A 22,938-nucleotide genomic window follows, 5' to 3' on the forward strand; every position below is an offset into this window, starting at 1 on the left:
TATCGGACACACGCCCTTCCGCCACGTCAGTATAGTAGCAGCGTGCTGAGCGATAAAGCGAATGCACCGGCGCTTCAGCGCAAGCGTCGTGCTTATTCGAAAGTGCTGACGCGTGTGGCAGACGACAGTCCGTCGTGCGGATGAATTCACCAGCTAAGGCGATTGCGCGCCGATACGCTCGAACTGCCGTTCCTCGTCTTGGGCGGCAAGCAGGGCGGCCAGCGTGGAGCATTGAGTGCGGATATCGGGAATCGCAATGATCTCCTGGAAGGCGGCGCGGGCGAGTGGACCCACGGCGAATAGCCGCCGGGACGGAGCGCCGTCGCGATTGACGATCGCACAATCGGCGCCGGTCTCGATGCCGATGCAAAGGGGATCGACGCGGGAAGCGCCACTTGGAAGCAGGTGGAAGCTCGCGCCAGAGCCGCTGGGTATACGGCCGGATGCCATCGATGACGGATCGTGCATGGCCTGGAACTATGTACGATTCTCGACGACCATTTCGGTGAATCTCTCTGACAGAGCGTCGGCGATGCGTTCGAATAGCTCGTCAGCTTGAGCAGGATCAAAGTCCATCCTGAATCGTTTCTTTACGCCGAACTGCGTGAGATCGTAGTGACTTGCTGCTTGGACACCGTGTCGCGCCGGGCAACTCTGAACACATTTGAGCGCGCAGCCATCGATCGCGACGATTGGCCGCCCCGAGGTCGCAACTCGTACAAGCGAAGGAACGTCGCCTCCGACCCCCGCGACGCAGGACATTTCCGCTTTCCCGGTTCGATCCAGTCGGATCGCGAGATGGTTCGCCAGCTGAGCGGCGCTTGAACAGCCAGAGCAGGAATAGACCAGGGGCAGATCGGTTCGTCGCGCCATTTTCCGTTTCTTGTCGCAGGTCACCAATTGAGCCAGAAAAATCGCCTCAGGCGTTGCCGCGTGGAAATGCCTGACCTGCCGCCAGCGCGTCGGCGAAGGCATGGTGCAAGTCGCGGTGGATGGCCTCATCCTCGCGCATGGCGAGGATCATGTCAGTGACATCCGAATCCGGCGGTAGATTCCAATACGCGATGGCCGATGCGGGTGCCGCGTCGCTGCTGCGATCATCAGATCCGAGCCGAATGAGGTATTCCGAGTAACCCCGGACCGCTTGCTCGGCGAAATATCCGGCCAGGCGATGGGCTGTCCGGGCGGATATCAAGTAGAGAATGAAAAAAGCATTGTAGAATGCCGCTTGCGCGATGGCAATCAGGATACGTTCCCAGGCGCGAGGCTGAGCCAGCGCAATAAACGACATCAGATGAACGCGCTGGTTCTCCGCCTCGTCCATGAAGGTCCGGATCCAGCCGCGATCGTCGAGCATTAGGCGCAGGCATTTGAGATGCAGCAACGTTGCGGCGACCATCGGCGGGACCGCGGCCACGGTCTCGAGCACAACGACACGATGGCCGTATCGACCGCCAAAGAGGGTGCCGGCCATCGATGCGCCCGCGCGCACGATGCCCAGCGCAATCCGGTCAGCCAGAGTGTCTGGCATGTGATGTCGAAACAGATCCGTCTTGTTGACGAGCAGCATTTTCGATCCCGTGTTGGGGCACGCCTCGGCATCAGTCGCCCCGTCTCTGGGTCGGCGGGCAGGGGCTTTCCTCTTGTAGGACAAGCCTTGGCATTATCGGGAATAATCGATCCAACTATTTGCGCTGGCTCAAATTGGAGGGCATTGCCCCACACTACTATGTGACAGCGGAGGTACACCGCCAGATGTGTAGCATGAAGTCGGCGGCATGGATTACTCTCCGGACCTCGATCTTTTCGCCCGGACCGAACTGTTTCAGGGGACTCCTCCGGAAGCGCTCCGATTCCTTCAGGCGTCAGCGGGACGAAGGCGGCTCGCCGCCGGCGACATCCTGTTTCAACAGGGCGACCGCACGACGTCCCTTTGTGTCGTGATCGCGGGCCGGTTGCGGGCGTCGCAGATGGCCCAGGACGGTCAGCAGATTATCATCCGCTATATTGGTCCGGGAGAGGTCGCAGGCTATGCGGCACTTGTGGGCAGTGATACCCATCCCGGCACGGTGACCGCGGTGGACGATAGCCATCTGATCGGCTGGACGAGTGCCATCGTCAGACAGATCATGGAGCGTTATCCCGTTGTTGCCATCAACGCCCTCACGTTGTTGGGGCGCCGGTATCACGAGATGCAGATCCGTCTGCGTGAATTGTCGACCGAACGGGTCGAGCGTCGGATTGGTCATACCCTTCTTCGCCTGGCGCATCAGTCGGGTCGCCGAACTGCGCGCGGCATCGAGATCGCCTTTCCGCTATCCCGTCGTGACCTCGCCGAAATGGTCGGAACCACCCTGCATACCGTCAGCAGGACGCTCAGCGCCTGGGAGGAGCGGGGCATCGTCAGTTGCGGGCGGTGCCGCGTGGTCCTGTGCAAGCCGCATGCTCTCGTGGCCATCGCAGACGAGGAGGAAGAATAGTTCGGGCTCCGAGTCCGAAACCAGCGTGTCCCACTGCGGCGCGTGACTACCTACTCCGTCGCGATTTGCCGCAATGCCAAGACCCCGGCGAAGGCGCAATCGACGATTTCGGAAAATACAAGCTCCATCTCTCTGAACACGGTTCGGTCGGGTTCGCTCTCGGTAAGCGCGTCAAGCTCGGATAGAAGCGATAGAAAGGCAGCGATTTGATTTCTGCAGTCGCGTGCCTGGACAAGCTGCCGCCGGGAGAAGCGGCGTTTTTCAAGCGTCGCAAATCGATCGAGGGCCCCAGCCAGAGAATCCTGACACGTACAGTCCAGGTTGACCTGCGTGAGAACATGCCGCAGCCGGTTGACGACATCGATGGTTCCGTCCTGCGGTAGGCGCCGTGCTGCAATCGCCATATGAGGCCCCAAAGGTTGCTAGAGCATGTGCGGTTTAATCGGTTCGCGGAATTGGTGTGGCTGGCCGGACCGGGCATCGGGTACAACGGAAAGAAAGCCGGCTCTTCCGTGGAGAAACCCGTTGGAAAATGGCACGTCCGGATAAAGCTGCGCGAGATGTCGCGTTCCGCTCTCCACATCCTCGCGGCCATCAAGGACCGCGCGGAAGATGCTGATGACCGCGACCATGTCGCAATGCTGTGGCGAGAGGCGGAATGACCCGACGCCGGCTTCGCGCAAGGCTTCGGCGTCGCCCAGTAGGTTGGCGCAGGTGGACGACAGGGTCTGAACGCCGTTGACCGTCAGGAACTCGGCGCCATCGAGCGTCTTCAGCGTCAGTCCATCCGGGTCCTGCTCGCAGACGAACTGGCAATTGTCTTTTGTCAGCTTGTGAAGGCGTGCGTGATAGCAGCGGGCAGAGATGGCCAGAGGCACCCGGCCGTAGGCGAAGATATCGATCAGGACGTTGGGAAGTGCGGCCGCAATCGCCGCGATCGACGACAGCGGCAGCTCCGGGGGCAGGCAGATTCGTGTCGCTCCGCGCTGGGCGTGGAACGCGGCGCTGGCTTCGTTGTAGATGTTGATGAACGGACCGATCGCATGAGGGCGACCGACAAGTGGCTTGAGACAGGTCAGATCGTTCACCTCGACCAGGAGCTCTGCCGTGTTGACGAGTTCGGCCATCTGGCGGCGCTCGCGCGGCAGCGAGGTCAGGATCAGGGAGCCAAGCAGGACCTGTTTTCCGGCGGCACGGAGCCGCTCAATGACCGCAGGCAGATATGGAGCGATGAAGGGCGATCGCTTCGAGCAGACGATCTCTCCGATCACGACGGTGTTGACCGGCGCCTCGTCCGCAATGCGAAAGTAGAAGTCGCGCCAGCGTTCGGGCGCCCAATTGTAAAGAACTGGGCCGAGGCTGAGCTGCATGAAACCATTCCTCCGATCGGTTTTCTTTAGTCGTTCAATGAGGGAGGCCCTGGGCACTTACCTCCAGGTCTTGCGATAGGCACCCACAGTTGTGGCCTGACCCTCGGTGAATGGTACAAGTTGCGCGGCATCGATCGGCAGGCCGGAGTCCAGCGCGTCAAGAGCTTGACGAAAATGCCGCACGGCACCCTCGACATAGGCCCGGCCGCGCTGGCGCCCTTCGATCTTGAGCGCCGTAACGCCGGCGTCGCGCAGACCGGCAAGCAATGTTGCCGCGTCGAGGCTCACGGGATCCTCGAAAATATAACCGGTGCCGTGTTTAGTCGTGAAGCGGCCCTTGCAAAGCGTCGGATAGCCGGCAGCTTCACCGATCTCGAAACTGTTGATTGTAAATCCGCCGAGGCTCGACTTCGTCCTGCCGTCCACCTGTTCATAAGCGACATGGCTCGCGGGGGAGCATACGCCCTGCATGTTCGGCGATTGGCCGGTGGCATAGGATGACAGCGAGCAACGGCCTTCGGCCATCACGCAAAGGCCGCCGAAGACGAACACTTCCGTCTCACAGGTCGTCTCGCGGACGATGCCGGCGATTTCCGCTACGCTCAGAACGCGGGGCAAGACGACGCGGCGGGCGCCGAATGTCTCGGTGTAAAAAGCGATGGCATCCGCGTTGGCGGCGGCTGCCTGCACCGAGACGTGCAGGCGTTGGCCAGGATGGCGGCGCGCTGCATATTCCAGCAGGCCGACATCGGCCAGGATCAGCGCGTCGGCCTTGGCCGCGACGGCGTCGTCTATCGCCCGATGCCAGAGACTGACGGCGCCCGCGCGCGGGAACGTGTTGATGGCAACCAGGACCTTCACGCCGTGGCGATGGGCAAGGGCGATCGCATCGCGGAGCTCGTCGCGGCTGAAATTCAGACCTGGAAAGTTTCGTGCATTGGTCTCGTCGTTGAAGCCGCAATAGATCGCATCGGCTCCGGCATCGATCGCGGTCTTCAATGCGGCTGGTGTGCCCGCGGGACAGATCAGCTCCATCGTCAAATCCCTTTGTGCGATCGATTTGAGGCGCTGGCCACCGTTCGAGCAATCTGCAACGTGCGTTTCAACGGTTCGGCCAGTGGTCCGAATATGCTGGCGATCTCCGCCATCGGGTCGAGTTGCGCGTCATCAATCGCGTTGCGAAGCGCGAGCACCGCCTCGACATCGCCTTCCACCACAAGGTCGCGGGAAAACAGCAATGCATCGCCGTCAAGGTGGCCTTCGACCAGACCAAATAACCCGGCCAACGGACTGGAAATCCGAGCATCAACATCATCCGGCAGGTTGCGCACCACCGACAGGCGCGGGCGGGAAGGGGCGGGCTCGAGCAGAAAGCCAAAGGGCAGATCGGTCGGCTTGATGCCAAATCGTTTTCGGGCATGCTCGCCCAGCCTGTCGAAGATCCTCGGATGTTCCCTGCAAATGCGAAGCAGCACGACCGTGAGTACGGTCTGAAGCGGCAGCAGCGGCAACGGGCGCACAGCAAGCGCCAGCAATGGAGGCACCGGCAACGGTGACGGCGCAGTCGGGGGCACTTTCGAAAAGTTCATTGTGTCAGAATAGAGCGATGATCCCGGGCATTGTTTGCGCAAGAACAAAGAAGACCTGGAATTTTGCTGCATAGGAGTCTCTGTGTCTTAAGGAGAAGCCTCTTGCTGCGCCGCGACGTGCCGCATTTTCAGGAAATGCACGACTTTCTGGTTTTTCTCGAGAGTAAGGGGCAATTGCGACGCATTCGCGAGAAGGTCTCGGTGGTGCACGACATCACGGAAATTCATCGTCGCGTTCTTCGCCAGGAAGGACCGGCCCTTTTGTTCGAGCGGCCGATCAGGGCGGATGGGGCTCCTTCGGATATACCGCTGCTGACCAATCTCTTCGGTACGATCGAACGGGTGGCCTGGGGATTTGGCGTGCGGCCCGACCGGCTGAGAGAGCTTGGCGAACTGATGGCCGAACTGCGCGCGCCGCGGCCGCCGCAGAACCTGATCGATGCCTGGCGCAAGCTTCCCCTTGCACGGGCCGCGCTGGCGACCCGGCCGCGCACGATTTCAGCGGCGCCGGTGCAGGAATGTATCGCAACCGGCGACGCCATAGACCTCGGCATTCTGCCGACCCAGGTCTGCTGGCCCGGAGAGCCGGCGCCCCTGATCACGTGGCCGCTGGTCATAACTGCGCCGCCCGAGCCAGCCGCTTCGGGCCAGGACAACATGGGCGTCTACCGGATGCAGGTGCTGGGCCGCGACAGCGCCATCATGCGCTGGCTGCCGCATCGCGGCGGTGCCCGTCATCACGATCAGTGGAAAAAGCTTGGCCGGGACATGCCGGTTGCTGTCGTCATCGGCGCCGATCCTGCGACCATGCTGGCTGCAGTCTTACCTGCGCCGGAATCCATTTCCGAACTGCGGCTGGCCGGCATGCTGCGCGGGCAGCGGCTGGATCTGGTCCGCTGCATCACCGTTCCGCTCTCGGTGCCCGCCACGGCCGAAATTGTCATCGAAGGTTATGTGTCCGCGACGGAAACGGCGCCCGAGGGTCCTTATGGCGACCACACCGGTTATTACAACTCCGTCGAGGAGTTTCCGGTGTTCCGCGTGACGGCGCTGACGCGGCGGCGCAGCCCGGTCTATCTCTCGACCTTCACCGGACGTCCGCCGGATGAGCCATCGCGCATCGGCGAGGCGCTCAATCATCTGTTCCTGCCGCTGGTGCAGCAGCAGTTTCCGGAAGTCATCGACCTCTGGCTGCCGCCGGAGGCGTGTTCTTACCGGATCGCGGTTGTCGCGATCTCCAAGCGTTATCCAGGGCAGGCGCGGCGCCTGATGCTCGGGCTATGGTCGATGTTGCCCCAGCTCACCTACACCAAGTTTCTCATCGTCGTCGACGGCGATATCGATATCCGCGACTGGCGAGCGGTGATGTGGGCGGTCGCAACGCGAAGCGACAGTTCACGCGATCTCGTCACGCTTGCCGATACCCCGATCGATTACCTCGATTTCGCCTCGCCAAAGCCCGGTCTTGGCGGCAAACTCGGCATCGATGCGACGGCAAAGATGCAGCCGGAGACCGAGAGGGCCTGGGGTGAAGTGCTGGCCATGGACCCCGCCGTGACGGCACGAGTCGACGCTATGTGGCCGGACCTAGGTCTGGGTGGATAGACCTTTGCCGGTCTTCTCAGGAGATCAGACCCGGTTTCTCGGGGACTAGCGCATCGGCGGCATCGCTCACGCCGGCGTAGATCTCATTGAGGTCCGCCGCTGTAACGCAATACGGCGGCATGACGTAAATCGTGTTACCGAGTGGCCGCAGCAAGAGATTGCGATCGCGGAAAAAGGCCTGGAGCTTCGGGCCAATGTGAGCGAGGTAGCCGCTGTCGGGTACGGCCAAATCAAGGGCTGTGATGGTGCCGATCCGGCGAACGTTCTTGAAGCGTGCGTCCGCGCGAAATCGTTCAATTCCGTTTTCTTGCATTTCCGCCACGGATGCGATGCGCTTTCGAACGTCCGGATCTTGCCAAAGATCCAGGTTCGCCTTCGCTGCTGCACAGGCGATCGGGTTGGCCGTATATGAGCTCGAATGAAAGAAGGTCCGCGTACGATCTTTCGAATAATGTGCGTCAAAGATGTCGGCGCGGCAGAGTGTCACCGCGAGCGGAAGCGATCCGCCGGTGAGACCCTTGGAATAGCAGGCGATGTCAGGCGACACGTCAGCCTGTTCACACGCGAACAATGTTCCAGTCCGGCCCCAACCGGTCATGACCTCATCGGCAATGAACAAGACATTAGAAGCCTCACAAATCCGCTTCATCTCTCTCAGCACCCACGCTGGATACATCAGCATCCCGCCTGCGCCCAGGATCAGCGGCTCCACAATAAAGGCTGCCGGATTGTCGTTGCGGCACGCAGCTTCAAGTGCGTCAAGCGTTACCTGTTCGTGGCCGCGCTCCGGAAACGGCACTGAGGTGACATCGAACAGCAATGGTTCGTATGCCGCGTTGAACACACCCCGCGCGCCGACCGACATCGTACCCACCGTGTCGCCATGGTAGGAGTGCTGCATCACGACAATGCGCGAGCGCGGCTCGCCGATGTTGTGCCAATAGCCGAGTGCCATTTTAAGCGCGACCTCTACGCTGGTCGAGCCGCTGTCGGAAAAGAACACGTAATCGAGGCCACGGGGGGCCAATTTCAGAACCAGGTCAGCGACCTCTTCGGCCGGCTCGTGAGTATGGCCAGCGAAGATGATCTGGTTGAGCTGCTCCGCCTGCTTCTGAATGGCGCTTACGATTTGCGGATGGCAGTGGCCGTGGGTCACCACCCACCAGGATGCGATTGCGTCGATGATACGACGGTCGTCTGCGGTATAAAGATAGGCGCCTTCGCCGCGGATAATCTTTGTCATCACGCCTTGCAGCGCATGCTGGGTGAATGGATGCCAGATTCGCGACCGCTTCTCGTGCATCATGGCTTGAAATCATCGCGGTTGAATGAGCCTTCGAAGGCGGTCCGCAACGCGTCCGGGCCCAGAGGAGAAAGCCAGGGCAATCGTCCAAGCTTCCGTATCCGTCCGATCCTACAAATCGTGTTCTCGGTATCGACGTTTTCGTCGCCAATGAATGCAATCCCGAGAATATCGATCCCGCGACGTCTCAGCGCTTCGATCGACAGCAGCGAATGATTGATGGTGCCGAGCGAGGTGCGCGCGCAAAGAAGGACCGGAATCTGCCAGCGCGCAAAGATGTCGATGTACAATGTGCTGCGGCTAAGCGGCACCATCAGCCCGCCCGCCCCCTCTATCACAAGCGGGCACGCACCGGTATCGGGCACGTGGAGTGACTCCGTGTCGATACCAACCCCGTCAATCTCAGCAGCCAGATGGGGCGAGGCCGGTGTTCTGAGACGGTAACGCTCTGGCACGATGCGATCGCAGGAGAAGGCTCCCAACCGCGCGACGTGCTCAGAATCGGTCTCCCCGTCGAGACCCGCTTGAACGGGCTTCCAATATTTGGCGCCGAGGAAACCGACGAGGCCTGCCGCGAAGACAGTCTTGCCTATCCCGGTGTCCGTGCCAGTCACCACGATCCGCTCGCTCATGGGGGCGTGGCCCTTGTCTCTTCGGACAGGGCATCGAGCATCGCCCGCACATCATTCTCGCCGACGTTGAGGGTTATGGAAATTCGCAACCGTGCTGTGCCTGCCGGTACGGTTGGCGGCCTGACTCCACGGATGTCGAAGCCTCGAGCCTGCAACGCAGCCGCCAGAGCCATCGCACGGGCGTTGTTGCCAACGATATAGGGCACGATCTGCGAGCGTGAAGGACTTTGGCTGCCGCGCACGGAGAGCTCTCGATGCGTGAACGCGACCAGGCTGGCCAGACGTTGCTGTCGGTCAGGTTCCTGCTGCAGGATTGATAGCGCTTCCTGCACAGCAACAGCCATCAGGGGGGAGGGAGCGGTAGCGAAAATGAACGGACGGCAACGATTGACCATGAAGTCGCGCAGCACGCGGGTCAAAGTGACGATTGCACCGGCTGCACCCAACGCCTTGCCGCAAGTATGAATGACAATCAGGTTTTCGCGCCCCTCATAGGGGGCGGTCAGTCCGCGACCCTGCGCACCGTAGACGCCGGTGGCATGAGCCTCATCCACGACCAGGAATGCATCGTACCGGTCTGCGATTGCGGCGAGTTCCTCAAGCGGCGCGAAATCGCCGTCCATGCTGTAGATACTTTCGACCACGATCCAAACGCGGCCCATTCCGCCTTTCGCTCGCCAGTCGCAAATCCTGTCCTCAACCGACTTCGGGTCATTGTGGGCGCTCTCGCAATACTCAGCCCGGCCAGCGCGCGCTCCTTCATGAATGCTGGCGTGAACGAGAGCATCGAGCACGAGCAGGTCGCCCCGTTGCGGCAATGTTGTCAGAAGCGCAAAGTTTGCCACATATCCGCCGCCGAAAAATAGAGACGTCTCGGCTCCGAAGAACCTGGCAGCGTCTGCTTCGAGCTGTTCGTGCTCCGCGCAGTTTCCGCGCAGAAGCCGTGACCCGCCGCTTCCGATCGGTGTGCCGGCCTCGAGTGCGGCAGCGACAGCGTTCCTCATGCGCGGCGCGCTCGCCAGCGCAAGATAGTCGTTCGACACGAAATCGATGCCTGCGCGCGGCTTGAGGCCGCGCAGCCGGTCATCATTCTTCAAGGTCTGCAAGGCGGAGTGATAGCTGACAGTTTTGTCTGCATGGATTGCGTTCATTGCCTCGTGTCCCGGACAGGCGATCAGTTGGGCAAGTTGAGAGGGGGCTAGGCGACGTGGCTCTGGCCAAGCTGGGATCTCATGCCGAGTCGCTGCAGCAAACTCGCATCGCGATTGCGCTGCGGGTTCTTGGTGGTCAGGAGGACATCGCCGATGAAGATGGAGTTCGCGCCAGCAAGGAAACACAGCGCCTGGAGTTCGTCGGTCATGTATTGCCGTCCAGCGGAAAGCCGCACCACGCTCTTCGGCATCAGGATGCGGGCGACCGCGATCAGTCGCACCAGCGCGATCGGATCTGGCCGCTCCGCGGTGTCGTTGACCGGAACGCCCTTGACCTCGTTCCAGAGGTTGATCGGCACGCTCTCGGGATGAACGGGTAGATTGGCGAGCAGAACCAGCATGCCCAGGCGGTCATCAACGTGTTCACCCATGCCGATGATACCGCCACAACAGATCTTGATGCCGGCGTCTCGTACATGTGCCAGCGTATCGATGCGATCCTCCAGGGTGCGGGTCGTGATGATCTTGTCGTAGAACTCGGGCGACGTATCGATATTGTGATTGTAGAAGTCGAGCCCAGCTTCGGCGAGCCGCGCGGCCTGGTCGGGCGTCAGCATGCCGAGCGTGACGCAGGTCTCCATGCCGAGGCCTTTCACCGCGCTGACCATATCGCAGACCTTCTCGAGGTCACGGTCTTTCGGATTGCGCCAGGCGGCGGCCATGCAGAAGCGGGTGGCGCCTGCCTCCTTCGCGCGCTCAGCGGTTGCAATCACATCCGCGTGGTCCATCAGGCGCGTGGCCTTCAGGCCGGTGTCGTAATGTGCGCTCTGTGAGCAGTAGCCGCAGTCTTCCGGACAGCCACCTGTCTTGATGCTGAGCAGGCTCGCCGTTTCGACATGGTTCGGATCGAAATGCTCGCGATGAATGCTCTGGGCCTGAAAGATCAAGTCGGGAAAGGGAAGGGCGTAGAGCGCTTCGGCCTCAGCGCGGTCCCAGTCGGTGCGGACCGCTTCGATATCGCAGGTGTTGCTTTGTTTCGCTTCCACGGCATGAACCATAAGACTTGCCCTCTCTTGGAACCCTTATTATAGATAATCTGAGAGACTATCTATGATCGAGGCCTAGAAGCAGATGCTAGCTGAGGGCGCGGACATGTGCATCTGATTTTATGATAGATAATCTATGATGGCCGACGAGAATACAACGACAGCGGGACGCATTGCCGAGTCAATCGGCGCGCGCATCATCAGCGGCGCACTGCAGCCGGATGCGCCGCTCCGGCAGGACCACATTGCGCGGGAATTCAGTTCAAGCCACGTCCCGGTACGCGAGGCGTTTCGGCAACTGGAAGCTCAACATCTTGTCGTCGCTGTGCCCCGTCGCGGTGTGCGCGTTGCGCCGCTCGATACCAACTCGGTGAAGGAAATTGCCGAGATGCGTGCGGCGCTCGAAGTCGTCGCGTTGCGGAACGCGGCGCCGAAATTGACGTCAGCCCATCTGGCGCGGATCGAATTGGCGCTGATCGAGGGAGACAACGCCGAGACGATCCAGGACTTCGAGGCTGCTAACCGCGCCTTTCACCACGCGTTGGTGGCTCCTTGCGCGATGCCGCGCCTGCTCGCCAGCCTCGACGGTTTGCAGCTCGCAAATTCTCGCTTGGTGTTTGCAATGGCCCGTAACGCCGGCTGGCGACCGCGGTCCAATCAGGATCACCGCTTGATCCTGCAAGCGCTGCGAGCGCGTAATCTCGATCAGGCCTGTGGTTTGCTCGCCCGTCACATCCAAACCATCGAGCGCCTCGCAATTCCCACCTCGTGAGCGGAAGTGTCCTATTGCGGCTCGATTCCCGCGGCCTTGATGATCCGCGCCCATTTGTCGATTTCGGTCTTCAGGAAAGCTTCCAGCGCGTCGGGAGTTGCGCGTTCGGTCTCGACCGGGGTCATGCTGAGCTCAGCAAAGCGGCTGACGAGTGGCGGGTCCTTGAGTGCCGTCTGTAGAGCACTGACCAGCACGTCGACCACGGGCTTCGGAGTGCCACGGGGTGCGTAGAGGGCATACCAGGTGGTCACATCGAAGGCGGGAACGCCGGCTTCCGCTGAAGTCGGAACGTCCGGCAGCGTGGCGACGCGCTTCTTGCTGGTGATCGCATAGCCCTTGATGGTGCCAGACTGGATATAGGGCGTAGGCCCCGTAGCCGGATCGCAATAGACATCGATATGGCCCGCGATGACGTCGTTGAGCGCCGGCCCGCCGCCCTTGTAATAGACCGACGTGAGCTTGGTGTCGGTCGTGCTCATGAACATCAGGCCGCAGAGCTGCGAGGCGGAGCCGAGGCCAACATTGCCGAATGTGACCTTGTCGCCGTCGCTGCGGATCCGCCCGACCAATTCCTTCAGATCCTTGGCGGGAAAGTTCGGCCGCGCGACCAGGATCATCGGCACGTCGGTGACGAGGCCGATCATGGCGAAGTCGCCGACCGGATCGAACGGCAGTTTGGCGTAGAGCGACGGGGCGGTCGCCTGACCGACATGCATCAGCAGCAGCGTGTAACCGTCAGGCGCCGCCTTGGCGACGCGGTTGGTGCCGAGTGTGCCGCCGGCGCCGACCACATTCTCGATCACGATCGACTGTTTCAGCGTTGCGCTCATCGCGCTGCCGAGAATTCGCGCAATCACGTCACCGGGACCGCCGGCCGAGAAGGGCACGATCATGGTGATAGGGCGGGAGGGATAGTCCTGCGCGAATGCCGTCGCGCACGGCGACAGCAGCAGAAGCAAGACCAGCGATCGTACCAAAGACATCATCACGCGCTCCCTCCCTTTGCGCTTCGCCTATGGGTCGGGAAGCGTCATTTCCTTGGCTGTTGTCCGCTCGATCATGTCGAGCGCGGCGACAGCCGCGGCGTTGACGTGATCGACGCAGCACCGTTCGGCGAGTTCCTCGTTGCCGCTCTGGATGGCGCGCCAGATCGCCGTGACCTCGCGCAAGCTCTTGTTGATCCGCTTCGGCTGCGACATCGAGGTGATCCGCAGCAGCGTGATCCGGTCATGCAACGGCTTGAGCATGCGCTCGATAAAGGCGTTGCGGCAGCCGCCGATCAGCGCGCCGTAGAAGTCGGTCTTGGCCTCGAGACAGCCGGTGAGGTCTTGATTCGAGGCCGCGGTTTTCAGCCGAGTCAAGGCATCGCCGATCCGGCGCACCACTTCGGGATCGTGCAGACGGGCGCATTCGCGGCCTGCAAACCCTTCCAGCACCGCACGTGCGGCGTAGAGCTGCCGGGCCTCCTCGAGGCTGATCCTGCTGACCACCGGGCCGCGGTGGGGGACCGTGTTGACCAGTCCGTCAGCTTCCAGCAGCCGCAGCGCCTCCCGGATCGAGGGGCGGCTGACGCCCATCATCTCGCACAGCTCGCGCTCGACCAGCCGCTGGCCGGGTTTAAGCGTCCCGGACATGATCGCCTCGCGCAGCTTTTGCGCGACCATCTTCCTGACGGTCGGGACGGCTTCGATGCGAAGCGTGGACTGCAGTTCGGCGCGTCGGTCCATTTGCGAGATGCCTTCGTTCTATCGCGGGTTCACCAGCGATTTACCGGCAGAATCAGCATTTGTCGCTCTCTCGAAATCGGCTTTATTCATGCGATTGACCAGCCTCCATCGATCGGCAGGCTAGCCCCGGTGATGTCCTGTGCGGCTGCGCCGCAGAGGAACACCACCAGCGCGCCAACGGCTTCCATCCCGATGAACCGGCCGGACGGCTGGCGCTCCGCGAGGTATTTTTCCGTGGCGCGCTCCAGGGACTCGCCGGTTTTGGCAGCAATGGAGGCGATCTTGCTCTGGATGGCCGGGGTCGGCAGCGTCCCTGGGGAGACCGCATTGCAAGTGATTCCGGTGCGCGCGGTTTCGAGCGCGACGGCGCGGGTGATACCGAGGATTGCCGTTTTGGTGGTGACGTAGTCGATGCGATCTTCGACCGCGCGGGTCGAATAGATGGAGGCCATGTTGATGATGCGGCCCCAGCCGCGTTGCTTCATGGCGGGTAGCGTAAGGCGGATCAAGTGGAAGGGCGCAGACACGTTCACCGCCAGCGCGTGCTCCCATTGATCCGGTGGAAAGTGCTCGAGATCAGAGAAATGCCGGACCACGGCATTGTTGACGAGAATATCGATCGCGCCGCAGCGGCGAAGCAGGTCGGCCAGCATGGCCTCGATGGCGGAGCGCTGCGACAGGTCGGCTCCCGCAGTGATCACGTCGACGCCGAATTGCGCGCGCAACCGGTCAGCGGATTCGTCCGGCGCGACGAGATCATGCAGGACAATATTGGCCCCCGCGCCGGCAAGGCTTTCCGCCACTGCCAATCCCAGGCCCGCGGTTGCCCCGGTCACGAGTGCCCATTTGTCCTTCATCGCGCGGCGTTTCCCCCTGTTAGCTCTTCGGCCAGAACGGCTGCGCCAGTGCAAGCTCCGGCGGGAACACCGTCACCGGGACACCAGACTGCCACTGTACGATGGTCATGCCGGCGCCGACGCGGCGGCCTTTGTCGTCGAACTTGATCTCGCCCAGCGGGTAGTATTTCGAGGGACCGGCATCCATGTTGCGCAGGGCTTCGGCGACGGCGACGCGGTCAGCCTTGCCGGCCTTCTCCAGTGCGTCCTTGATCACCCACATGTCGCCATAGGTGGAGATCGCATTCTGCGTCATCCATGGCTCCTTGTAGCGGCTCTTCAGCTTGGCGATCAGCGCCTCGTGTCCCTTGGCGCCCCAGCTTGCGACGCAGGTGAGGACGCCTTGAAGCAGCTCCGGGCTGACGGTCTGCAGCATGTCCGGTTCGGCGATCGCGATGCCGAACGAGATGGTCGGTACCTTGCCTTGGCCGAGGCCGAACTCGTTCATCTTTTCCAGCAGCAGTTTCGCGTCCGAAATCACGGTCGGCAGGAAGAATAGAAGATCGGGCTTCGCGGAGCGTATCTTCTGCACCAGCGACGTCGCATCCGCGAGTGGCGGCGTGAACGTCTCGTCGACGATCAGTTGCAACTGGTTTTCCGCCAAAAGGCCCTCGCGCATCGATTTCGCGGATGCGATGGAAGCCGCCGTATTGTCGGTGAGGATCGCAACTGACCTCGGCCGCTTGCCGGAAGCCGTCTCCGCCAGCTTGATGATCTGCGGCAGCGCCTGGCGAGCCTGCGAGCCCGCCGTTGCCGAGGTCTGGAAAACGTATTTGAAGCCGCGATCGGTGATCAGGTCCGAGTAGGAGAGGGTGAGGACGGGCAGATTGGCGCGCTCCGTCACCTCGGTGACCGCGAGCGTGAACGAGGAGAGATAGGCGCCGCTCGCCGCGACCAGATCAAACTCCTGGGCCACCATGCGCTGGGCGGCATTCTTGGCCTTTTCCGTGGTGTCGCCGGAATCCAGCACCACCAGTTTCAGCTTGGCGCCGCCGAGCGCCTTGATGCCGCCTTGGGCATTGATGTGATCGACAGCCATTTCGGCGCCCTCACGCATGACCGTTCCCGGGCGCGCATAGAGCCCGGAAATCGGCACCAGCAAGCCGACCTTCACCTCCGGTGGATGCTGTGCCCACGCGCGGGATGCGATCAGCGTGCTGGACGCGCCCACAAGCAGCGTTCGCCGCGTCACTGTGGTTCGGTTCCTTCCAGTCATGACGATTCTCCTCCGCGAATGGTCACGAGGCTGCCGTCAGGATTTCTTCGGCCAGAATGGCTGCGATTGCGCGAGTTCGGGCGGATAGACGGTGACCGGCACGCCCGATTGCCACTGCACGATGACGACGCCGGCGCCGACGCGGCGGCCCTTGTCGTCGAATTTGAGCTGGCCGCCGGGATAGTATTTCGACGGGCCGGCATCCAGTGTGCGGAAGGCCTGCGCCACGGCTTGGCGATCAGCCTTGCCGGCCTTCTCCAGCGCTTCCTTCATCAGCCACATATCGCCATATGTCGAGATGACGTTCTGCGTCATCCAGGGCTCCTTGTATTTGGCCTTGAGCTCCGCGATGAGGTCCTCATGACCCTTTGACCCCCAGTTCGCGACGATCGTCATGATGCCTTGCACGACCTCCGGGCTGACGCTTTGCAGCATGTCCGGTTCGGCGATGGTGATGCTGAAGGAGACGGTCGGGATCTTGCCCTGGCCGAGGCCGAATTCGCTGATTTTTTCGAGCCCGAGCTTCGCGTCCGAGACGGCGTTGGGCATGAACAGCAGCAGGTCGGGCTTCGCGGAGCGGACCTTCTGGATCAGGGGAGTGGCATCGGATAATGGTGGCGTCCAGACTTCCTCGACGACGAGCTGCAATCCTTGCTGTGCGAACAACTTCTCCTTGAGCGCCTTGGCTGTGGCGACCGAGGTCGCGGTGTTGTCCATCAACATCGCCACCGTTTTCGGCCGCTTGCCAGAGGCAGCTTCTGCGAGCTTCATCAGCGTCGGCAATCCGAGTTCGGATTGACGGCTCGCCGTTGCGGCGGTCTGGAAGATGTACTTGAACCCGCGGTCGGTCAGCAGATCCGAATAGGACAACGTCAGCACTGGCAGTTCGGCGCGCTCGGTCACCTCGGTGACAGCCAGTGTGAAGGAGGAGAGATAAGCGCCGGTGGCGGCGACGAGGTCGGGCTCCTGCGCCACCATGCGCTGGGCTGCATTCTTGGCCTTCTCGGTGGTATCGCCGCAGTCGATCACCACTAGCTTCAGCTTCGCGCCGCCGAGCGCCTTGATGCCGCCCTGCGTATTGATGTGCTCGATGCCCATCTCGGCGCCCATCTTCATCACCTGGCCCGGCCGGGTATAGATGCCGGACAGTGGTACGATCAGGCCGACCTTGACCTCAGCCGGTTGCTGTGCGCGCGCCACCTGCGTGAGGCCGACAGCGGCGGCACCCGACAGCACGGTGCGGCGGGTCAATCCGTTGGTCGTCTTGTTCATCTTGTTTTCTCCCTCCCCATTGTTCGTTGGCTCGTCACATGCCGAGATAGGCCTTGCGCACGCGGTCGTCGGCGCGCAGGGTTTCGTTGTTGCCTTCGAGGACGACGCGTCCGGCCTCGAGGACATAGCCGTGATCTGCGGACTCCAGCGCCTCCGCCACGCGCTGCTCGACCAGCAGCATGGTCAGGCCGGACTGCCGGCGGATCTCGATCAGCCGCTCGAAGACGAAATCCGCGGTCGACGGCGCAAGCCCCATCGAGGGCTCGTCCAGCATCAGCAGTTTCGGCGAGGAGGCGAGGCCGCGTCCAATCGCGAGCATCTGCTGCTGGCCGCCGGACAAGGTGCCTGCGAACTGGCTGCGGCGCTCCGCGAGCACCGGTAGCCACGCGAAGATGCGTTCGATGTTCGCCGCCCAGTCGCGTCGGCCGCTCTCGGTCATCGCGCCCATTTCCAGGTTCTCCATCACGGTGAGCGAAGGAAAAACCTGGCGGCCTTCCGGGACGTGGGCGATGCCAAGGTGGGCGCGCTGCGCAGGTGGTACTGCGAGGAGATCGACACCGTTAAAGAAGATTCCGCCGCCGCTCGGCCTCAGGATGCCGGAAATGGTCTTGAACAGGGTCGTCTTGCCGGCGCCGTTCGGTCCAACGATGGCGACGAACTGGCCTGCATCGACATTGATGGACACACCGTTCAAGACGGGCTTGGCCGAGTAGCCCGCGCTCAATCCCTCAATGCGGAGCATGGGCCATCCATTTCTTGCCGAGATAGGCCTCGATCACGCGGCCATCGCGCGTGACCACCTCCGGCTCGCCCTCGGTGATGACGGCGCCATGGTCGAGCACGAGGAAGCTGTCGACCAGGCGAACCATCGCCTGCATCGTGTGCTCGATGATGGCGATCGTCATGCCGTCGCGCGCAAGCTGCTGGATCACGGCGACGACCTCGTCCGCCTCGCCATGGCCGAGGCCCGCGAGCGTCTCGTCGAGCAACAGGATGCGCGGCTGGCCTGCGAGTGCGCGCGCGAGCTCCATCAGCCGCAGCTCCTTGGTCGAGAGCTCGCCAGCGACGCGGTCTGCCACCGCAGAAAGGCCGACGCGCGCGACCGCGTCGGCGGCAAGCTTTCGCGCCTCTTCGTCAGTTCGTGCGCGCACATAGGCGCCGACCACGACATTGTCGAGGATCGACATGCGCAGGAATGGACGCATGACCTGGAAAGTGCGGCCGACGCCGGCCTCGCAGATCGTATGCGGGCGCTCGCCGGACATGTTGCGGCCATCGATCAGCACTTCGCCCTGGTTCGGTCGCAGGAAGCCGTTCAGGAGATTGAAAAGCGTCGTCTTGCCGGCGCCGTTCGGGCCGATGATCCCGAGGATTTCGTTCTTGTGCAGTTTGAAGCTGACGTTCTGGACGGCTTTCAAGCCGCCGAAAGAGCGAGAGAGGTTCCGGACCTCAAGCACAATTTCGCCGGTTGCGGCTCGCTGTCGGGCGGGCCGGGGCGACGTCACGGTTGTCGCCGGAGCTTGCGATCCATCCACCATCGCGGCCGCTTTTGGCGCCAGCCGCTTGCGCAGGAGATCTCGCAATTTCCAGAACAGTCCTTCCGGAGCGACCAGGATGACGCAGACGATGGCAAATCCGAAGATCACGCCCTGGATGCCAGGGAAACGTGCGCCGGCCTCGGCATGCAGGATCTCGGCCAGCGGGATCAGGATCACAGAGCCAATGACAGGGCCCCAGACGGTGCCGACGCCGCCGAACATCGCAACCGTCAGCGCCTGCGCCGACACCAGCATGCCGAACACCGATTGCGGGGTGACCACCAGCAGCACCTGCGCATAGAACGCACCGATGGCGGCAGCTATCGCGCCGCTGAGCGTGATCGCGCGCAGCTTCCAGGCCAGCGTATTGATGCCGGCGGCTTCGGCTGCGGCCTCGTTCCGCTTGATTGCCAGCAGCGCCATGCCAAAGCGGGAACGTTCGATGACCCGCGTCAGCAGGATCGTGGCAAGCATGATCGCCAGCGCCAGCAAGGTGTAGAGCCGGGGATCGGCAAACTGCATATAGGCGACGGGGGCGTCGCGCTTGATCGGGAGCGTGACTTCCTGGAAGCCGAGCCACTCGAACACGTAGAGAATGGCGAGCGGATAGGCCAGCATCGCCAGCGCGAAGTAGTGGCCCTGCAGACGAAAGGTCGGAAATCCGATCAGCAGCCCGGCAATGCCACCAAGCATTGCGGCGACCGGAATCAGGAGCCAAGGCGACAGGTCGAAGTAGATTTGTCCGAGCGCTGTCGTATAGGCGCCGATCCCGAAAAAGGCGGCGTGCCCGAACGAGATCAGCCCGGTGTATCCGCTCAGCAGATTCCAGGACAAACCGAACACCGCCCATACCGGGACCAGCGTCAGAACCAGTTGATAGTACGAGTTGGTGACGCTGAGCGAGATCGCCGCATAAGCGATCGTGAAGACGAGAGCAGGGACCAGCGAGCGAAATTGGTGCACGGTCATGTCCTCTCGACCATGCGCCCGAAGAAGCCTTGCGGGCGGAAGAAAATGATGAGGAGGAACACGACGAAGATCGCTGCGTTCTGCAACTGCGTCGGCAAAATCAGTGTCGACATCTGCTGGACCAGCCCGATCGTCATGCCGCCCCAGAAGGCGCCGATGATGCTGCCCATGCCGCCGAGAACGACGCCGGCATACATGACGATGACGTATTCGAGCCCGACGAACGGATGGAACGGATAGTTGGTGGCGAGCAGACCGCCGGCAATGGCCGTGATGCCGGAGCCGAGCGCGAAGGCGGTACGGTGGGCACGGTCAACATCGATGCCCATATAGGTCGCAGCGGTCGGATTGTCGGCGGCGGCACGAAGCGATTTTCCGATCCGCGACCGGGTGATCAAGAGCGACAGCAGCGTCATGATCAAAAGCGAAACGACAGCGTCGATGCCGCGCGCCTTGTTGATGAAGATGCTCATATCGAAGACCGGGCCGAGTTCCCACGCCGAGCTCGACAGTGGCGTGCGGATCGAAGCCAGCACCGACCCGAAGATGATGAGGCCGCCATTCTGGAGGATCAGCGCGATGCCAAGCGTCAGGATGAGCTGAGCATAGTGACCTTCACCCTCGAGCGAGGCCGTGCGTGTGCCCGACACATGCGAAATCAGGGTACGGTGAACGACATAGCCGAACAGCGCGAGCACAGGGCCGGCCAGCAGGATCGCGATGAAGGGTCCGACAGCATTGCCGAAGACGGCCTGGACGCCAGCGGCGGTGAACAGGTAGAAGGCGACATACATGCCGAGCATCATGAAATCGCCATGGGCGAAATTGATGACCCGCATGACGCCGAAGATCAGGCCAAGTCCGACGCACATCAGGCCGTAGACCGCACCGATCAGCAGGCCTGCGGCGAGCGCTTGCAGAAATCCTTCCATCAGCAAGATCTCCGCGGCGCAGGGATAAGGCCATTTTGCCGGCCGTCCTTCGCTGTCGTCGCTGCAACGCTGGTCTCCCGGTCCGCCATTTCACCTCCGCAATGTCTGGCGTTTCCTATGACGCCGATCGCAAAATCCGCTCCGGCGAGTCCAGCCGGCATTGCGCCGCGATCACGCTGGCATCGCCAAGCTGCTCGCAGCCATCGACGAGTTGTTCGAGGCGTTGCGCGCGGTCTTCCCCGATGACGCGCGTTGCCGCAGTTCGAAAGCGTGCGCGAATATCTGTAGGCGTTGCCGGAACGACATCGGCCAGGGCGTGTCTGATCGTTCTTCCGTCACGCAGGAACACAGTCACTTCCGCGCCTTGCTTGCCGGGGAAAGAGGCGGTGAAGCCGGGATCACTCCGCAGGCTGGTTGCTGCAACGAGACGGAGGATTTCGGGATCGTCCAGTTCCGCGTAGTTCTCTTCTTCGATCTCACCCCGCGCAAGCGTTGCTGCGACGCTGAACGGAATGCTCATCTTGGCCTGCAGTGCGTTCCGGTAAGGCCCCTTCGAGTCGCATCCGGGATAGCGAACAGCGGCATCCGGAGCGCGAATGATGATGCGATCGACGTCATCCGTGTTGGCGAGTTCGTGCGAGGCTCGAAGCGCGGCCTGCGCCGCGGTTTGGGCGAAGTTACAGGCCGGTGCCGGCTTGTTGTAGACGGCCATGATCTCGCACTCGCCGCCGCCGAAGAGTTCGATGCTGATGGGCGCTGTCTCGCGCCGATAGGCCGCGAACAGGCCGGCTTCGCCTTCGAGGATCATCTCCGACCCGAATGCGCCGGCTGCGGCGAGGCCTATTGCCTTGACCGCATTGCTTGTAGCGAAGCCGGGATGAAAATACATTTCTGAGGCGCCAGTGTGTGGCCACTGGTTCAAGCCGCTTGAGGTGTTGGCGGCGATGGCCATGGCGCTGGTCGCGGCGTCCTCGGACAGCCCGAGTGCGAAGCTTCCGGCCAGTGCTGCACCAAGCGGTGCAACCAACCCCGTCGGGCGGTACAAGCGTGCGAGCTCGGACGTAAAGAGCGCCCGGCCAATCCGCGCACCGGTCTCGTAACCGATGATGGCGGCGGCGAGCAGGGTGGTGCCACGCAGCGGAGCCTGCTCCGATAGCGCGAGCAGGGTTGGCCAGATCACGACGCCATGATGCGATATGCTGGCGGCATGCATGTCTTCTCGCACCAGCCCATGCCCCATCACGGCGTTGGCGAAAGCGGCGTCAGCCGGTGAGGCAAGCCGCGAGCTACCGATGATGGTTGCGCCGTCGCTAGCGGTGTGCGCGATCGTGACAGCCTGACGGCTCCAGGGGTGAGTGCCTGCCTCGAAGGCGCAGGACAGGAAATCGAGCAGGCAGGCCTTTGCTTTCGCGATCACGTCGGGCTCGAAATCCGCGAGATCGACGGCAAGCGCGGATCGCGCCATCTGCCGCGCGAGCGATGCCTTGCCGGATCCGGTCGGGCCGATCGTCATCGCAATCGCTGCTCCCTGAAGCGTTGTGATCAGCCGCGCATCTGCACTCCGGCCCACTCCTCGACCACCTTGGCGATCGAGGTGAAATCGGATGCGGCGCCATATTTGGCATTGGTGATCGCGAGCATTTGCCGCACCACGGCGCCGCACACCATGGGCACGCCCATGGCTTCGGCTTCATCGACGCACAGCCGGACGTCCTTGTAGGAGAGGCCGGTGGTGAAGCCGAAATCGAAAGTGCCGGGCAACACCGAACGCGGGAACTTGTCTTCGGATGCGCTGTTGCGGCCGCTGCTGGCATTGATGATATCGATCAGGACCTTGGCGTTGACGCCGCCCTTCACGCCCATCGCCACGGCTTCGGATGTGATGACCAGAGCCGCCGCTGCCATCAGATTGTTGGCGAGCTTGGCTGTCTGCGCCACGCCGGGCTTGTCGCCGGTGTAGAACAGCTTGCCGAAGTTCTTCAGGATTGGCTTGACAGTCTCATAGGTCGTCTGCGGACACGACACCATGACCGCCAGCGTGCCGTTGACAGCACCTTTGATGCCGCCACTCACGGGCGCATCGACCAGTGTCATGCCTTTTGCTTGCAGGCCCTCTGCCACGAGCTTGGCTGCGCCCGGGCCGGTGGTGGACAGATCGATCACGATTCGCGCGCGGCTCCCGCTGCTGATCCCATCCGGACCGAGCGCGACCGCCTTCACAATGTCTGGAGTGGGCAGGCTGGCCAGCACGATATCCGCGCGAGAGGCGACATCGGCAGGCGACTTGGCCAGCTGTGCACCGCGCTTGACCAGCGGCTCCGTCGCTTCGCTCTGTGTATCGTAGACGACCAGCGAATAGCCGGCGTCCATCAATCGCCCCGCCATGGGGCCGCCCATGCGACCCGTGCCAATGACGCCGAGCGTCTCTCCCGCCATCGTT

At 62.3% G+C, this 22,938-nt stretch carries 24 protein-coding genes; 3 read left to right on the top strand and 21 right to left on the bottom strand.

The features are described from left to right. Positions 1-153 precede the first annotated feature (153 nt). Genes AC5ZG1_RS11055 through AC5ZG1_RS11065 form a run of 3 tightly spaced genes read right to left on the bottom strand, consistent with a single transcriptional unit; the run spans position 154 to position 1,570 of the window. The gene (locus AC5ZG1_RS11055; RefSeq protein WP_496132863.1) at positions 154-450 is read right to left on the bottom strand and encodes a hypothetical protein; all 297 of its coding nucleotides are present in this window, start codon (positions 448-450) and stop codon (positions 154-156) included. Between the two features lie 27 nt (positions 451-477). Then, positions 478-975, bottom strand: coding sequence for a putative zinc-binding protein (locus tag AC5ZG1_RS11060; protein WP_496132864.1), 498 nt, complete (start codon positions 973-975; stop codon positions 478-480). Beyond that, positions 920-1,570: an alternative oxidase gene (locus AC5ZG1_RS11065; RefSeq protein WP_496132865.1), complete on the bottom strand. Its 651-nt coding sequence runs from the start codon at positions 1,568-1,570 to the stop codon at positions 920-922. Before AC5ZG1_RS11065 ends, AC5ZG1_RS11060 begins: the two co-directional genes overlap by 56 nt. A gap of 208 nt (positions 1,571-1,778) precedes the next feature. On the opposite strand from AC5ZG1_RS11065, the gene AC5ZG1_RS11070 reads away from it, so the two are divergent. Further along, positions 1,779-2,480 (top strand): Crp/Fnr family transcriptional regulator, encoded by a 702-nt coding sequence (locus AC5ZG1_RS11070; RefSeq protein ID WP_130223759.1) that lies wholly within the window; start codon positions 1,779-1,781, stop codon positions 2,478-2,480. A gap of 50 nt (positions 2,481-2,530) precedes the next feature. Here the strand turns inward: AC5ZG1_RS11070 and AC5ZG1_RS11075 are convergent, their stop codons facing one another. From AC5ZG1_RS11075 to ubiT, 4 genes are read right to left on the bottom strand one after another with little or no spacing between them, the layout of a single operon-like run. After that, on the bottom strand, positions 2,531-2,884 hold the full coding sequence (locus tag AC5ZG1_RS11075) for a hypothetical protein (RefSeq protein ID WP_130576525.1): 354 nt from the start codon (positions 2,882-2,884) through the stop codon (positions 2,531-2,533). Positions 2,885-2,902: 18 nt separating this feature from the next. Next, entirely contained in the window at positions 2,903-3,850 is a 948-nt protein-coding gene (gene ubiV, locus AC5ZG1_RS11080) for a ubiquinone anaerobic biosynthesis protein UbiV (protein ID WP_496132866.1), read from the bottom strand. A gap of 57 nt (positions 3,851-3,907) precedes the next feature. Further along, positions 3,908-4,885 carry a ubiquinone anaerobic biosynthesis protein UbiU gene (ubiU, locus tag AC5ZG1_RS11085; RefSeq protein WP_496132867.1) on the bottom strand — a complete coding sequence of 326 codons (978 nt, stop codon included), beginning with the start codon at positions 4,883-4,885 and terminating at the stop codon, positions 3,908-3,910. A 2-nt stretch (positions 4,886-4,887) separates the two neighbouring features. Next, the gene (gene ubiT / locus AC5ZG1_RS11090) at positions 4,888-5,439 is read right to left on the bottom strand and encodes a ubiquinone anaerobic biosynthesis accessory factor UbiT (RefSeq protein WP_456642023.1); all 552 of its coding nucleotides are present in this window, start codon (positions 5,437-5,439) and stop codon (positions 4,888-4,890) included. Positions 5,440-5,541: 102 nt separating this feature from the next. Here ubiT and AC5ZG1_RS11095 point away from each other — a divergent pair, with 102 nt between their 5' ends. Next, positions 5,542-7,044: a UbiD family decarboxylase gene (locus tag AC5ZG1_RS11095; RefSeq protein WP_496113903.1), complete on the top strand. Its 1,503-nt coding sequence runs from the start codon at positions 5,542-5,544 to the stop codon at positions 7,042-7,044. A gap of 16 nt (positions 7,045-7,060) precedes the next feature. Here the strand turns inward: AC5ZG1_RS11095 and AC5ZG1_RS11100 are convergent, their stop codons facing one another. Genes AC5ZG1_RS11100 through bioB form a run of 4 tightly spaced genes read right to left on the bottom strand, consistent with a single transcriptional unit; the run spans position 7,061 to position 11,176 of the window. Beyond that, positions 7,061-8,350 carry an adenosylmethionine--8-amino-7-oxononanoate transaminase gene (locus AC5ZG1_RS11100; protein WP_496132868.1) on the bottom strand — a complete coding sequence of 430 codons (1,290 nt, stop codon included), beginning with the start codon at positions 8,348-8,350 and terminating at the stop codon, positions 7,061-7,063. After that, positions 8,347-8,979: a dethiobiotin synthase gene (bioD, locus tag AC5ZG1_RS11105; protein ID WP_496132869.1), complete on the bottom strand. Its 633-nt coding sequence runs from the start codon at positions 8,977-8,979 to the stop codon at positions 8,347-8,349. The genes AC5ZG1_RS11100 and bioD overlap by 4 nt, the downstream gene beginning before the upstream one ends. Then, complete coding sequence (locus AC5ZG1_RS11110) at positions 8,976-10,130, bottom strand: 8-amino-7-oxononanoate synthase (RefSeq protein WP_496132870.1); 1,155 nt, start codon at positions 10,128-10,130, stop codon at positions 8,976-8,978. Before AC5ZG1_RS11110 ends, bioD begins: the two co-directional genes overlap by 4 nt. Positions 10,131-10,177: 47 nt before the next feature. Then, positions 10,178-11,176: a biotin synthase BioB gene (bioB, locus tag AC5ZG1_RS11115; RefSeq protein ID WP_496132871.1), complete on the bottom strand. Its 999-nt coding sequence runs from the start codon at positions 11,174-11,176 to the stop codon at positions 10,178-10,180. A gap of 139 nt (positions 11,177-11,315) precedes the next feature. On the opposite strand from bioB, the gene AC5ZG1_RS11120 reads away from it, so the two are divergent. Continuing rightward, the gene (locus AC5ZG1_RS11120; RefSeq protein WP_456641950.1) at positions 11,316-11,948 is read left to right on the top strand and encodes a GntR family transcriptional regulator; all 633 of its coding nucleotides are present in this window, start codon (positions 11,316-11,318) and stop codon (positions 11,946-11,948) included. A gap of 11 nt (positions 11,949-11,959) precedes the next feature. On the opposite strand, the gene AC5ZG1_RS11125 is transcribed toward AC5ZG1_RS11120, so the two are convergent. From AC5ZG1_RS11125 to AC5ZG1_RS11170, 10 genes are all read right to left on the bottom strand, one after another. Next, complete coding sequence (locus tag AC5ZG1_RS11125; protein WP_496132872.1) at positions 11,960-12,934, bottom strand: tripartite tricarboxylate transporter substrate-binding protein; 975 nt, start codon at positions 12,932-12,934, stop codon at positions 11,960-11,962. A gap of 27 nt (positions 12,935-12,961) precedes the next feature. Further along, a complete protein-coding gene (locus tag AC5ZG1_RS11130; protein ID WP_496132873.1) occupies positions 12,962-13,675 on the bottom strand; it encodes a GntR family transcriptional regulator in 714 nt (237 codons plus the stop codon). 86 nt (positions 13,676-13,761) lie between these two features. Continuing rightward, positions 13,762-14,532 (bottom strand): SDR family oxidoreductase, encoded by a 771-nt coding sequence (locus AC5ZG1_RS11135; RefSeq protein ID WP_496132874.1) that lies wholly within the window; start codon positions 14,530-14,532, stop codon positions 13,762-13,764. A 19-nt stretch (positions 14,533-14,551) separates the two neighbouring features. Continuing rightward, positions 14,552-15,787 (bottom strand): ABC transporter substrate-binding protein, encoded by a 1,236-nt coding sequence (locus tag AC5ZG1_RS11140; protein WP_496132875.1) that lies wholly within the window; start codon positions 15,785-15,787, stop codon positions 14,552-14,554. A gap of 36 nt (positions 15,788-15,823) precedes the next feature. Continuing rightward, a complete protein-coding gene (locus AC5ZG1_RS11145; RefSeq protein ID WP_496132876.1) occupies positions 15,824-17,059 on the bottom strand; it encodes an ABC transporter substrate-binding protein in 1,236 nt (411 codons plus the stop codon). 34 nt (positions 17,060-17,093) lie between these two features. After that, positions 17,094-17,801: an ABC transporter ATP-binding protein gene (locus AC5ZG1_RS11150; protein WP_028164711.1), complete on the bottom strand. Its 708-nt coding sequence runs from the start codon at positions 17,799-17,801 to the stop codon at positions 17,094-17,096. Next, on the bottom strand, positions 17,788-19,566 hold the full coding sequence (locus tag AC5ZG1_RS11155) for a branched-chain amino acid ABC transporter ATP-binding protein/permease (protein WP_496132877.1): 1,779 nt from the start codon (positions 19,564-19,566) through the stop codon (positions 17,788-17,790). The genes AC5ZG1_RS11150 and AC5ZG1_RS11155 overlap by 14 nt, the downstream gene beginning before the upstream one ends. Next, complete coding sequence (locus tag AC5ZG1_RS11160; protein WP_496132878.1) at positions 19,563-20,498, bottom strand: branched-chain amino acid ABC transporter permease; 936 nt, start codon at positions 20,496-20,498, stop codon at positions 19,563-19,565. Before AC5ZG1_RS11160 ends, AC5ZG1_RS11155 begins: the two co-directional genes overlap by 4 nt. Positions 20,499-20,613: 115 nt before the next feature. Continuing rightward, entirely contained in the window at positions 20,614-22,011 is a 1,398-nt protein-coding gene (locus AC5ZG1_RS11165) for an MmgE/PrpD family protein (RefSeq protein WP_496132879.1), read from the bottom strand. Positions 22,012-22,040: 29 nt separating this feature from the next. Continuing rightward, on the bottom strand, positions 22,041-22,934 hold the full coding sequence (locus AC5ZG1_RS11170) for an NAD(P)-dependent oxidoreductase (RefSeq protein WP_456641958.1): 894 nt from the start codon (positions 22,932-22,934) through the stop codon (positions 22,041-22,043). Positions 22,935-22,938: the final 4 nt, after the last annotated feature.

It is taken from the genome of Bradyrhizobium sp. Leo78 (genome assembly GCF_059512425.1).